Annotated in this window: 10 protein-coding genes; 5 read left to right on the top strand and 5 right to left on the bottom strand. The window is 73.4% G+C overall.

The features are described 5' to 3' along the window. Positions 1-8: 8 nt before the first annotated feature. The 5 genes from GSY65_RS10295 to GSY65_RS10275 all read left to right on the top strand — a co-directional run bounded on the left by GSY65_RS10295 (position 9) and on the right by GSY65_RS10275 (position 7,256). Positions 9-1,442, top strand: a complete 1,434-nt coding sequence (locus tag GSY65_RS10295; RefSeq protein WP_159767044.1) for an FAD-dependent oxidoreductase — start codon at positions 9-11, stop codon at positions 1,440-1,442. Continuing rightward, positions 1,439-2,701 (top strand): FAD-dependent oxidoreductase, encoded by a 1,263-nt coding sequence (locus tag GSY65_RS10290; protein WP_159767043.1) that lies wholly within the window; start codon positions 1,439-1,441, stop codon positions 2,699-2,701. Before GSY65_RS10295 ends, GSY65_RS10290 begins: the two co-directional genes overlap by 4 nt. A 121-nt stretch (positions 2,702-2,822) precedes the next feature. Then, positions 2,823-4,388, top strand: a complete 1,566-nt coding sequence (locus GSY65_RS10285) for a carboxylesterase/lipase family protein (RefSeq protein ID WP_159767042.1) — start codon at positions 2,823-2,825, stop codon at positions 4,386-4,388. A 57-nt stretch (positions 4,389-4,445) separates the two neighbouring features. Further along, entirely contained in the window at positions 4,446-6,299 is a 1,854-nt protein-coding gene (asnB, locus tag GSY65_RS10280; RefSeq protein WP_159767041.1) for an asparagine synthase (glutamine-hydrolyzing), read from the top strand. A gap of 99 nt (positions 6,300-6,398) precedes the next feature. After that, positions 6,399-7,256 (top strand): arylamine N-acetyltransferase family protein, encoded by an 858-nt coding sequence (locus GSY65_RS10275; RefSeq protein ID WP_159767040.1) that lies wholly within the window; start codon positions 6,399-6,401, stop codon positions 7,254-7,256. Between the two features lie 77 nt (positions 7,257-7,333). On the opposite strand, the gene GSY65_RS10270 is transcribed toward GSY65_RS10275, so the two are convergent. Genes GSY65_RS10270 through GSY65_RS10250 form a run of 5 tightly spaced genes read right to left on the bottom strand, consistent with a single transcriptional unit; the run spans position 7,334 to position 12,382 of the window. After that, positions 7,334-7,855: a shikimate kinase gene (locus GSY65_RS10270; protein ID WP_159767039.1), complete on the bottom strand. Its 522-nt coding sequence runs from the start codon at positions 7,853-7,855 to the stop codon at positions 7,334-7,336. Further along, positions 7,852-9,036, bottom strand: coding sequence for a chorismate synthase (gene aroC / locus GSY65_RS10265; protein WP_159767038.1), 1,185 nt, complete (start codon positions 9,034-9,036; stop codon positions 7,852-7,854). The genes GSY65_RS10270 and aroC overlap by 4 nt, the downstream gene beginning before the upstream one ends. After that, on the bottom strand, positions 9,005-10,948 hold the full coding sequence (locus GSY65_RS10260) for an anthranilate synthase family protein (protein WP_159767037.1): 1,944 nt from the start codon (positions 10,946-10,948) through the stop codon (positions 9,005-9,007). The genes aroC and GSY65_RS10260 overlap by 32 nt, the downstream gene beginning before the upstream one ends. Then, positions 10,945-11,568, bottom strand: coding sequence for an isochorismatase family protein (locus GSY65_RS10255; protein ID WP_159767036.1), 624 nt, complete (start codon positions 11,566-11,568; stop codon positions 10,945-10,947). The genes GSY65_RS10260 and GSY65_RS10255 overlap by 4 nt, the downstream gene beginning before the upstream one ends. A 43-nt stretch (positions 11,569-11,611) precedes the next feature. After that, positions 11,612-12,382, bottom strand: a complete 771-nt coding sequence (locus GSY65_RS10250; RefSeq protein WP_159767035.1) for a 2,3-dihydro-2,3-dihydroxybenzoate dehydrogenase — start codon at positions 12,380-12,382, stop codon at positions 11,612-11,614. Between the last annotated feature and the right edge of the window lie 34 nt (positions 12,383-12,416).

The raw sequence follows: 12,416 nt of genomic DNA, 5'->3' as shown, positions 1-12,416 counted from the left end.
GGCCCGCCATGACCGCCACGCACCACGTCCTCGTCGTCGGCCACGGACCCGCGGCGCACCGGCTCGTCGAGCGGCTGCGGGCGCACGGACACCGCGGCCCGGTCACCGTCCTCGGCGCGGAGCCGCGGCCGGCCTACAACCGGGTGCTGCTCACCTCCGTCCTCGACGGCAGCCTCACCGCCGGTGACCTGGAACTACCCGCCCCACCCGACGGCGTGCGCGTCAGGCCCGGCGTCACCGCCACCGCCGTCGACCGCGCCCGCCGCCTGGTGCGCACCGACACCGGCGAGACCCTCCGCTACGACCGGCTGGTGCTCGCCACCGGCGCCCGGCCGAGGATCCCGCGGCTGCCCGGCGTACTCACCGCGGACGGCCGGCTCACCGAGGGCGCCACCACCCTGCGCACCCCCGACGACGCCGAACGGCTCGCGGACGGACGCGTGGTGGTGCTCGGCGGCGGCGTGCTCGGCATCGAGTCCACCCTCGCGCTGCTGCGCGCCGGCCGCGACGTCACCCTCGTGCACCCCGGGCCGCACCCCCTGCACGACCGGCTCGACGGCACCGCCGGTGCCCTGCTCGCGGGCCGGCTGCGCTCCGTCGGCGCCCTCCTGCGTACGGGGCGCGCCGCCGTGGAGTACCGGCCCGGCAAGCTGGTCCTCGACGACGGCGAGGTCCTGCGGGCCGACGCGCTCGCGCTGTGCACCGGAGTCGAACCCGAGACCGCGCTCGCCCGGCGCGCCGGACTGGCCGTCCGCACGGGCATCGTCGTCGACCGGCGCCTGCGCACCGCCGATCCGCGCATCCACGCCCTCGGGGACTGCGCCGAGTTCGGCGGCGAGGTGCCCGGACTGGTCGGCACCGCCTGGGAACAGGCGGAGAGCCTCGCCCGGATCCTCGCCGGTCACGACACGCACCACCGCGCCGGCCGGCCCGTGCTGCGGCTGAGGGCGCCCGGCCTCGACCTGGCCTGCCTCGGTCCGCCCGACCCGTCGGGCGCCACCCGGCACATCACCCTGTCCGACCCCGCCCGGGGCCGCCACGCCGCGCTCGCCCTCGACGGGGACCGCGTCGCGGGCGCGGTCCTCATCGGCCTGCCGCGCGCCACCGCCGCGCTCGCCCAGCTGTACGCGCGCGACCTGCCGGTGCCGTCCGACCGGTTCGCCCTCCTGCTGGGCACCGCGGCCGGCGCACACCGCGCCCGCGTCGAACTGCCGGACGCGGCGGTGCTCTGCCACTGCAACCACGTCACCAAGGCCGACCTGCTGCGCGCCTGGCGCGCCGGTGCCCGCGACCTGACGGGGATCGCCGCCGCGACCCGCGCCACCACCGGCTGCGGCGGCTGCGCGGGCGACGTCCGCCTGGTCCTCGCGTCGGCGACCGGAACCTCGGCCACGGGAACCTCGGCCACGGGAACCTCGGCGACCGGAGGTAACAGCGCATGACCCGCACCCCGCGCACCCTGGTGGTCGTCGGACACGGCATGACCGGCCACCGCCTCGTCGAGCACCTGAGGGCCCACGACCGGCACGGCACCTGGCGTGCCGTCGTCCTGGCCGAGGAGCCCCGCCCCGCCTACAACCGGGTCGCCCTGTCGTCCTACCTGGAGGGCAGGAGCGCCGCCGACCTCACCCTCGCGGACCGCGCCTTCCTCACCGACCCCCTGGTGGAGCTGCGTACGGCCGCCCCGGTGACCGGCATCGACCGGCGGGCCCGCACGGTCACCACCGCCGACGGCACCGTCACCCGCTACGACGCCCTCGTACTGGCCACCGGGTCCCGGCCGTTCGTGCCGCCCGTGCCGGGGCGCGACCTGCCCGGCTGCTTCGTCTACCGCACCTTCGACGACCTCGACGCCCTCCGCGAGGCGGCACGCGAGGGCCTCCCCGGTGTCGTGGTCGGCGGCGGCCTGCTCGGCCTGGAGGCCGCCAACGCGCTGCGGCTGCTCGGCGTTCGACCCCACGTCGTGGAACTCGCGCCGCGGCTGATGCCGGTGCAGCTCGACGACGGGGGAGCACACGTGCTCACCCGGCTCGTCACCGGTCTCGGACTGCGGGTGCACTGCGGCACCGCCGTCCGCGAGATCCGCCCGGCCGCCGACGGCCGGGTCGGCGGGGTCACCCTCACCGACGGCACCGCGCTCGACGCCCGGCTGGTGGTGTTCTCCGCGGGCGTGCGCCCCCGCGACGAACTGGCCGGACCCGCCGGACTCGCCACGGGCGCACGCGGCGGCTTCCTCGTCGACGACCTGTGCCGCACCGACGACCCGCGCATCTGGGCCGTCGGCGAGTGCGCGGCCGTCCGGGGCCGCACCTACGGGCTGGTCGCCCCCGGCTACCGGATGGCCGAACTCGTCGCCGACCGGCTGCTGGACCGCCCCACGACCCCCTTCGCCGACCCCGACACGGCCGCGAAGCTCAAACTCCTCGGCGTCGACGTGGCCAGCTTCGGCGACGCCCACGCCGAGACCGAGGGCGCCGTGGAGTACGTCCTGCGCGACGACACGGCCGGCACCTACGCCAAACTCGTCCTCGACCCCGAGGGGCGGGTCCTGCGCGGCGGCGTCCTCGCCGGCGACGCCACCGCCTACCGCACCCTGCGCGCCCTGACCGGCCGCGAACTGACCGCCCCGCCCGACCGGTTGCTGTCCGCGCCGGGCCCCGGCGGCCCGCCGCCCCCGCACCGCGCGGCGGACGCGGCCTGACTTGACGGAGTAACGACCGGCGGTTGGCGGCCGGCCCGGCACCGGGACGACGATCACTGTGCCCCATGGTGCGCGCCGCGCCGCCCCCGACAACACCGAGGCGGGAAATGAGGTTCACCAGATGCCCAGTCGCACAGTGGTCGTCCGGACGACGGCGGGACGAGTGGCCGGAGAGCGGGCCGACGGACTGACCGTCTTCCGGGGCGTGCCCTACGCGGCTCCTCCGGTGGGCCCGCTGCGGTTCTCCTCGCCCCGGCCGCCCGAGCCCTGGCAGGGCGTACGGGACGCCACCGCCTTCGCGGCCCCCTCCCTGCAGGGCGACTACCTGCCCGACAGCAGCGAGGACAGCCTCTACGCCAACGTGTGGACCCCGGACGTGGCGGGCCGTCTGCCGGTCCTCGTCTACATCCACGGCGGCGGCTGGATGCTCGGCGCGGGCAGCGAGCCCGACTACGACGGTGCCCGCACCGCCGTCCACGGCCGCATGGTCGTCGTCAACTTCAACTACCGCCTGGGCGTGTTCGGCTGGGGCCTGCACGAGGACCTCACCGACCCGACCACGGGATCCTGCGCGAACTGGGGCCTGCAGGACCAGGTCGCGCTGGTGCGCTGGGTGCGCGACAACGCCGCCGCGTTCGGCGGCGACCCGGACAACATCACCGTCTCCGGCACCTCCGCGGGCGGCTCCAGCACCTGGCAGCTCGCCCTGCTGCCCGAACTGCGGGACATCATCAAGAGGATCATCCCGATCAGCGTCAAGCACGTGTGGGAACCGGCCAGTTCCACCACGCCCAGGGAGTCCCGCGGGGTCTACCGGTACCTGGCCCGCCGCTTCGGTACCACCGTGCCGGGCCTGCGCGGCGTACCGGCCACCGAACTGCGGGACGCCTTCGACGAGGTGTACGCGGGCAGCCCCACCGAACGGTTCGTGCAGGGCGCACGCGAGTACCGCGGGCCGATCGTCGACGGGCGGTGGATGCGCGGCTACGACCACGCCCTGCCCACCCCGCGCATCCCGATGATGCCCATCTACTGCCGCACCGAGGGCTCCTTCTTCACCACCGGACCCGGATACCCCTACCCCGGCCCGCACCCGGCCGACGACGCCGGACTGCGCGCCGCCGTCCGCGAGGTCCTCGACAAGGGCGCCGTCAAGGTCACCGACGAGCAGGTGGACGACTGCGTCGCCCACTACCGGCGGGCGTCCGAGGAGGAGGGCCTGCCCCGGGACCCGGTGTCGGTGTGGACACAGGTGTGGGGCGACGGGCTGTTCCGCTACCAGATCGTGCGGCTGGCCGAACGGCACGCCCGCGAACGCGACCCCGCCGCCTCGCCGCAGTACCTGATGGAGTTCGCCCACCCGCTCAGGCCGCCGTACGCCGGCACCACCCCGCACGAGGCCGTCGCGAAGTTCCTCTTCGGCACGTTCGCGCTGCCGGTCAACGCTCCCGACTACGGGCACGGACCACTGGAGCGGCGGATCTCGGACACACTGATCGACCTGGTGGCGGCCTTCGCCCGCGGCGGGACACCGAGCAGCGAACACGCGCCCGCCTGGCCGGTGTTCACCCCGGACCGGCCCACCGTGATGGTCCTCGGCGGCGAGCGGGTGGCACGGGTCGGCACGGTGTCGGCCCAGCCCCACCTGACCTACTGGGACCGTGCCGGCTGGGTGCCGCGGCCCTGAGCACCACTCCATCCCCCCGCCCTGCACCACCACAGCAACGAAAGGACTGGGACTTCGATGTGCGGACTCACAGGCTGGGTCGCCTACGACCACGATCTGTCGGTACACGGCGGGACGGCGTCGGCCATGACGGAGACGCTGGCGTGCCGGGGCCCCGACGACCGCGGTGTGTGGATCTCACCGCACGCCGTCCTCGGGCATCGCCGGCTCTCCATCATCGACTTGGAGGGTGGCCGCCAGCCCATGCACGTCACCGATGAGGGCGACGGCCTCCCCGTCCTCGTCTACACCGGCGAGGTGTACAACTACCGCGAGCTGAAGGAGGAACTCGTCGGTCTCGGCCACGCCTTCCGCACCTCCAGCGACACGGAGGTCGTCCTGCACGCCTACCTGGAGTGGGGCGAGCACTTCGCCGAACGCCTCAACGGCATGTACGCCCTCGCCCTGTGGGACCCGCGCACCGAGGAACTCCTCCTCGTCCGCGACCGCATGGGCGTCAAGCCCCTCTTCTACTACCCGACGCCCGACGGCGTGCTGTTCGGCTCCGAGGCCAAGGCCATCCTGGCGCACCCCGACGCCGAGGCGGTCGTCGACCGCGAGGGCCTGGCGGAGATCTTCGCCATCATCAACACCCCCGGCCACGCCGTCTTCCAGGGCATGCACGAGGTGGTGCCCGGCACCGTCGTGCGCTTCCACCGCGGCGGCCACACCATCCGCACCTACTGGCAGCTGGAGGCCCGCCCGCACACCGACGACCTCGACACCACCGTCACCCGCGTCCGCGAACTCCTCGAGGACATCGTCGAACGCCAGCTCGTCGCGGACGTCAAGGTGGGCACCCTGCTCTCCGGCGGCCTCGACTCCAGCGCCATCACCGCGCTCGCCGCCAAGGTCTTCCGCGACCAGGGCAAGCAGGAGCGCATCAAGGCCTTCTCCATCGACTTCAAGAACAACGAGGAGAACTTCCGCGGCAACGGCATCTGGATGGACCCCGACACGCCGTACGCCATCGACGTCGCCCGCCGCTCCGGCGCCGAGCACGTCATCGTCGAGCTGGAGAGCCACCACGTCCTCGACGAGGACGTGCGCATGCGGGTGCTGCGCGCCCAGGACCTGCCCATCTCCACCGGCGACATGGAGCACTCCCTCTACCACCTGTGCAAGGCCCTCAAGGAGCAGGTGACGGTCGCCCTGTCCGGCGAGACCGCGGACGAACTCTTCGGCGGCTACAACTGGTTCTTCGACAAGGAGGCCGTGGAGGGCGACACCTTCCCCTGGTACGACGCCTGGCGCCGGCTCGGCGGCCTGGACACCATGAGGGAGATCGGCCTCTGGGACCGGCTCGGCCTCGACGAGTACGTCGCCAAGCGGTACGCCGAGGCGCTCGCCGAAGTGCCGCGCCTGGAGGGCGAGTCCGCCGACGAGGCGCGGATGCGGGAGCTGTCTTACCTCAACATCAGCCGCTGGGAGAACTTCCTGCTGGACCGCAAGGACCGCATCAGCATGGCCGCGAGCCTGGAGGTGCGGGTGCCGTTCACGGACCACCGGCTGGTGGAGTACGTCTTCAACGTGCCGTGGGCCATGAAGACCTTCGACGGCCGTGAGAAGAGCCTGCTGCGCGCCGCCGCGAGCCACGTCCTGCCCGAGTCGGTGCTGGAGCGCAAGAAGAGCCCCTACCCGTCCACCCAGGACGTGGAGTACGTGCGGGCCCTGCGCGCCAAGGTCGAGGCCCTGCTGGACGGTTCGCCCGTGCTCGACCTCGTGCCCGCCGAGGGCATCCGCAAGCTGCTGGACAAGCCCGTCGAGTCCTACGCCGGTCTCGGCGGCCTGTGGGGCATGCGGGCCGTGATGGAGCGCCTGGTCGAGTTCGACGCGTGGGTGAAGGAGTACGACGTCCGCGTGGAGTGGTGACACTCCCAGCGCCGCGGCGTGCGGCGTGCGGCATCCGGTCGAGCCGCACGCCGCACCGCCGTGCGAACCCGACCCACCTCTCGCACCGGAAGGACGCTCATGGACACCTCAGGCATGCCCCTCGTGGTCGACGACTCGCCGGAGTGGGGCAGCAAACAGCTCGACCTCGACGCCTACCTCACCCGCATCGGCTACCGGGGGCCGCGCGAGACCTCCCTCGCGGCGCTCCGCTCCCTGCACCGCGCGCACCGGGACTCCGTCTGCTTCGAGAACGTCGACATCGCCCTGGGGCGCACGGTCTCCCTCGACATCGACGCCGTCCAGCGCAAGATCGTCCAGGCGGGCCGCGGCGGCTACTGCTACGAGACGAACCTGCTGTTCGCCGCCGCGCTGGACCGCTTCGGATTCCCCGTCACCCGGCTCCTGGTCCGCATCCGCGAGGGCAGCGGCAAGCGCCGGTTCCGTTCCCACACGGCCCTTCTGGTGCGGGCGGACGACACCGTGTGGCTGGCCGACCCCGGCTACGGCTACGCCGCGCTCATCGAACCTCTCGCTCTGCGTCCCGGAGCGGAGAGTACGGTCGCCGGCTGGTCGTGGCGGTTGACGACGGAGGACGGCCACTGGCTCCTGCAGTACCGGCGGCCCGAAGGCTGGTTCGACATCTACGCCTTCCGCGCCGAGCCCCAGTACGCCGTCGACTTCCAGGCCGCACACTACGTCAGCTCCACGCGCCCCGGCTCGCCCTTCGTCGGACAGCTCGTGGTGCAGAGGGCCAACGACGAGGAGCGGTACCGGCTCAGGAACAACGAGTTCATGACCGAGTACCGCAGCGGCGAGCAGCGCCTGCGCGTCCTGCGCCCGCACGAGACCGTGGACGCCGTACGCACCACGTTCGGGCTGCCGCTCACCGCGGAGGAGGAACGGCTGCTGCACGACTTCCTCGCCGCCCGACGGTGACGGGCGCGTGACCGTACGAGAACTCCCCGCCCCGCACGGCGACGCGTGCGGGGCGGGGAGTTCTCGTGCCGGGCTCGTCAGACGCTCGTCGCCCGCAGGGCCAGCGCCGCCAGCACGGCCTCCACGACACCCTCCGGGGTGCGCCCGCTGGTGTCGACGACCGCCCGGGCGACCTCCGTGTAGAGCGGACGGCGTGCCGCGGCCAGCGCACGCCACCGCCGGTGCGGATCACCCGCCAGCAGCGGCCGGCCGGGGTCCCGGCCGATCCGCCGCACCGCCTCGTCTGCGTCGGCGTCGAGGAGGACCACCGGCAGCCCGGACAGCAGCGCCCGGGTACGCGGATCGAGGACCGCCCCGCCACCCAGCGCGAGCACGCCGTCGTGCCCGGCCAGGGCCCGGGCCACCGCCCGCGCCTCGATCGCCCGGAAGGCGGACTCGCCGTCGTCGACGAAGATCTCGGCGATGGTCCGGCCCTGCTCGGCGACGACGTCCTCGTCGGTGTCCCGGTAGGAGACGCCGAGCCGCTCGGCCAGCCGTTGCCCGACGGTGGACTTGCCCACGCCCATCGGGCCGACCAGCACGACCAGCGGCCCGCTCATCGGACGGCGAGGTGGTCGAGGTACGAGGTGACGTTGCGGCGGGTCTCGGCCACGCTGTCGCCGCCGAACTTCTCCGCCACCGCGTCCGCCAGCACCAGCGCCACCATCGCCTCCGCCACGATCCCGGCCGCCGGGACCGCGCACACGTCCGAGCGCTGGTGGTGCGCCTGGGCGGCCTCGCCCGTGGAGACGTCCACCGTCCGCAGGGCCCGGGGCACGGTCGCGATCGGCTTCATCGCGGCCCGTACCCGCAGCAGTTCACCGGTGGACAGACCGCCCTCGGTGCCGCCGGAGCGGCCCGAGGCCCGTCTGACGCCCTCCTCGGTCGCGAGGATCTCGTCGTGCGCCTCGGACCCCGGCACCCGCGCCAACTCGAAACCGTCACCCACCTCGACGCCCTTGATGGCCTGGATGCCCATCAACGCGCCGGCGAGCCGGGCGTCGAGCCTGCGGTCCCAGTGCACGTGCGAACCCAGACCCACCGGCACGCCGTAGGCCAGGATCTCCACCACACCACCCAGGGTGTCGCCGTCCTTGTGGGCCTGGTCGATCTCGGCGACCATCGCCTTCGAGGCGTCCGCGTCCAGACAGCGCACCGGATCCGCGTCCAGCCGCTCCACGTCCGCCGGCGTCGGGTACACACCCTCCGGAGCCTTGGCCGAGCCCAGTTCCACGACGTGGCTGACGATCTCGACGCCGGTGGTCTCCTTCAGGTACGACCGGGCCACCGCGCCCAGCGCCACCCGGGCCGCCGTCTCCCGCGCGGAAGCCCGCTCCAGGATCGGCCGGGCCTCCTCGAAGCCGTACTTCTGCATACCCGCCAGGTCGGCGTGGCCGGGCCGCGGACGGGTCAGCGGGGCGTTGCGGGCCAGGCCGGCCAGTACCTCCGGGCCGACCGGGTCGGCCGCCATGACCTGCTCCCACTTGGGCCACTCGGTGTTGCCCACGGTGATCGCCACCGGCGAGCCGAGTGTGAGGCCGTGCCGGACACCGCCGAGGAGGGTGACCTCGTCCCGTTCGAACTTCATCCGGGCACCGCGGCCATGGCCCAGCCGCCGCCTCGCCAGATGGTCCGCCACCATGTCCGTGGTGATCGGCACGCCGGCGGGAAGACCCTCCAGCGTCGCCACGAGTGCGGGGCCGTGGGACTCACCCGCGGTCAGCCAGCGCAACCTGCTCAACGGTGCCGCGCTCCTTTCCCGTCGCGTGGGGGAGAACCTCCTTGATGAGGTCGCCGACGATGCGCACGCCGTCCTGGGTGAGCACCGACTCGGCGTGGAACTGCATCGACGCGAAGTGCGGGCCGCGCAGCGCGTGCACCTCACCGGTGTCGGGATCGCGGCTGACCTCCACCACGCCCACCCCCTCGTACTCGGCCTTGTCCTCCTCGGCGCGGGCGGCGAACGTGTTGTAGAACCCGACCCGTTCCCGGGCCCCGAACAGGTCGATCTCCCGCTGCACGCCCTGGTTCGGCACCGCCCGGCGCACCAGCGGGAAACCGAGCAGCGTGCACAGCGTCTGGTGGCTGAGGCAGACGGCGAGGAACGGGCGCCGCTCGTCGAGCAGGGAGCGCACCGTGGCACGCAGGTGGGCGATCTTCGGGTGCTCGACGTCACGCGGATCGCCCGGACCGGGCCCCATCACCACGAGGTCGTAGCCGTCCGTGGAGTACGGCTCGTCGAAGCGGCGGACCGTCACCCGCAGTCCCAGGGAGCGCAGTTGGTGGTCCAGCATGGACGTGAACGTGTCCTCGGCGTCGACGACCAGCACGCGGCGTCCGCTCAGCTCCGGACCGGGCCGCGCCCCGGCGCCGTGGCCGGCCAGCCAGAAACCGGCGAGGGTGGCGTTGCGCTGCTCCAGCGCCGACCGGACCTGCGGATGGTCCGCGAAGCGGGTCGGCCCGTGGCTCTCGATGGCCGCGAGCAGCCCCGCCGCCTTCGCCGCCGTCTCGGCGACCTCGCTCTCCGGGTCGGAGTGCCGTACGAGCGTGGCGCCGACACCGATCCGCAGCCGGCCGGAGGCGTCGATGTCGGCGGTGCGGATCAGGATGGAGGAGTCCAGCGCCCGCTCGCCGTGCTCGTCGCGGCCGATCAGCGCGACGACGCCGCTGTAGTAGCCGCGCCCCTCGGGTTCGTACCGGTTGATGACCCGGCAGGCGTTCTCCAGCGGGCTGCCGGTGACGGTCGGGGCGAAGAGCGTCTCGCGCAGGATGTCGCGCGGGTCGCGCGTGCTGTGCCCCTCGATGAAGTACTCGGTGTGGGCGAGGCGGGCCATCTCCTTGAGGTACGGCCCGACCACCCGGCCGCCCTCCTCGCAGATCCGGGCCATCATCTTCAGTTCCTCGTCCACGACCATGTACAGCTCGTCGGCCTCCTTGCGGTCGGCGAGGAAGTCGAGCACCTCCGGCAGCGCCGGGCCCGTGGACGGGTAGCGGTAGGTGCCGCTGATCGGGTTCATCACCGCCAGGCCCTCGCGCAGGCTGATGTGCCGCTCGGGAGTGGCGCCGACGAGCGTGCGCGAGCCGGTGTGCACCAGGAACGTCCAGTAGGCGCCGCTCTCGCGTTGCAGCAGGCGCCGGAAGACCGCCAGCGCGTGCCGGGGGGTGTAGCCGGTGATGTCGGCGGTGTAGGTGCGCTTGATGACGAAGTTGGCGCCCTCCCCGGTGCCGATCTCGTCCGTGACGACCCGGCGGACGGTGGCGGCGTACTCCTCGTCCGGGACGTCGAAGCGGCCGCCGGACAGCTCCACGGGAAGGTCGGGGATCCGGGTCAGCACCTCGGTGACGGGCACGGTGGCCTGACCGGTGACGGTCATGGCCAGCAGCGGCGTGCCGTCGTCGGGGCAGTCGAATCCGCGCTCCGCGATCTGCCGGTAGGGCACGAGGGCCAGGACCTCGTGGCGGGGCCCGCCGGATGTCTCCGCGGCGTCGGGCAGGGGCAGTTCGGCGAGGGTGCGCGGCTCGGCCGCCTCGCCGACCACGACGTCCAGCACGCCCGGACCCGTCGTCTCGGGGCGGTGCAGCAGGGCGTACGCGGCCGGTGGCCGCTCGCCCAGGATCCGGCCGAGCAGGTCGCCGCTCGCGGTGCCGGTCATGCCAGGACCTCCTTGGTGGTGACGACGACGGCGCAGCGCTGCGCCGCGTACTCCAGGGCCAGCCGGTGGTGGTACGCGGAGAAGTCGGCCACGGCGTCGGCCACCAGGAACGGCTGGATGTCATGGGTGAACGCCTCGACGGCGGTCATCAGCACGCCGACGTGGGCGTACACGCCGCACAGCACCAGCTGGTCCCGGCCGGCGGCGCGCATCCGCTGCAGCAGGTCGGAGCGGAAGAAGGCGCTGTAACGCCACTTGGTGAGCTGCCAGTCGTCCGGGGCCGGGGCCAGTCCGTCGACGACCTGCCGGTCGGCGGGGGCGGTGCGCATGCCCGGGCCCCAGAAGTCCTTGAGCAGGCCCCGCTGTTCGTCGGTCATGCCGCCGGGCTGCGCCGTGTACGCCACCGGCATGCCGAGCCCGGCGCAGTGCTCGCGTACCTGCAGGGCGTTGCCCACGAGTTCCTCGCGCAGGCCGTCGGGCAGGGGCCGCAGGAAGTAGCGCTGCATGTCGTGCACCAGCAGGACGGCGCGGTCCGGGTCGACGGACCACTGAGCCACGTTGCCGGGCAGGTCGCCGGCCGTCGGCATCGGGTAGGGGGTGATCTCGGGTATGCCTGCCATGAGTTGCTCTCCTGGTCGCCTCAGGTCGGTGGGGGGTCTGGGCTCAGGCGCCGAGCGCGGCGCCGCCGTCGACGGTGAGTTCGTGCAGGGTGATGTGGGAGGCCTCGTCGGACAGCAGGAAGGCGACGGCGCCTGCGACGTCCGAGGGGCGGGCCACCTTGCCCAGCGGGATGCCGACCCGGAACGCGTCCGGCTGCCCCTCGATCGTGTGCTTCGGGCCCGACTCGTCGTGCCACATGGAGGTGAGCATCGGGGTGCTGGTGGAGCCCGGCGCCACCACGTTGCAGCGGATGCCGTCCCGGGCGACCTCCAGGCCCAGGCTCTTGGTGAACATGGTCGCCGCCGCCTTGGACGCGGCGTAGGCGGCCATCTGCACCCGCGGGGTGGCGGCGGCGTTGGACGCCACGGTGACGATCGCGCCGCGCCGGCGCGGCAGCATGCGGTTGACGACGGCCCGCGACATCAGGAAGACGCCGGTGGCGTTGACGGCGAACGTCGTCGTCCAGTCCTCGTCGGTGAGGTTGCGCACGGTGCCCAGACGCAGCACACCGGCCCCGTTGACCAGGTATTCCAGCGGGCCGAGCTGCTCCTCGGCCGTGCGGACCACGGCGTCGACGTCGGCGGCGCTGGTGACGTCGGCGGGCAGGGCCAGCGCCTCCAGGCCGTCCGCGCGCAGCTTGTCCACCACCTGCCGCAGCCGGTCGGCGTCGCGGTCCACGGCTCCCACCACCGCGCCGCGTTCGCCGAGGACGCGGGCCACCGCCTCGCCGATGCCGCCCGCCGCCCCGGTGACGAGTGCGACCTTTCCGTCCATCTTCAGGACCTCCTCATCTGCGTGTCTGCCCGAC

The organism is Streptomyces sp. HM190 (genome assembly GCF_009857135.1).
Classification (GTDB): Bacteria; Actinomycetota; Actinomycetes; order Streptomycetales; family Streptomycetaceae; genus Streptomyces; species Streptomyces heilongjiangensis.
This window is presented reverse-complemented; position numbering and strand designations above follow the sequence as displayed.

What these genes read in the sequence shown, in the direction of transcription:
- GSY65_RS10295 (WP_159767044.1), top strand. Translation starts at nt 9, where the DNA reads ATGACCGCCACGCACCACGTCCTCGTCGTCGGCCACGGACCCGCGGCG.
- GSY65_RS10290 (WP_159767043.1), top strand. Translation starts at nt 1,439, where the DNA reads ATGACCCGCACCCCGCGCACCCTGGTGGTCGTCGGACACGGCATGACC.
- GSY65_RS10285 (WP_159767042.1), top strand. Translation starts at nt 2,823, where the DNA reads ATGCCCAGTCGCACAGTGGTCGTCCGGACGACGGCGGGACGAGTGGCC.
- asnB (WP_159767041.1), top strand. Translation starts at nt 4,446, where the DNA reads ATGTGCGGACTCACAGGCTGGGTCGCCTACGACCACGATCTGTCGGTA.
- GSY65_RS10275 (WP_159767040.1), top strand. Translation starts at nt 6,399, where the DNA reads ATGGACACCTCAGGCATGCCCCTCGTGGTCGACGACTCGCCGGAGTGG.
- GSY65_RS10270 (WP_159767039.1), bottom strand. Translation starts at nt 7,855, where the DNA reads ATGAGCGGGCCGCTGGTCGTGCTGGTCGGCCCGATGGGCGTGGGCAAG.
- GSY65_RS10260 (WP_159767037.1), bottom strand. Translation starts at nt 10,948, where the DNA reads ATGACCGGCACCGCGAGCGGCGACCTGCTCGGCCGGATCCTGGGCGAG.
- GSY65_RS10255 (WP_159767036.1), bottom strand. Translation starts at nt 11,568, where the DNA reads ATGGCAGGCATACCCGAGATCACCCCCTACCCGATGCCGACGGCCGGC.
- GSY65_RS10250 (WP_159767035.1), bottom strand. Translation starts at nt 12,382, where the DNA reads ATGGACGGAAAGGTCGCACTCGTCACCGGGGCGGCGGGCGGCATCGGC.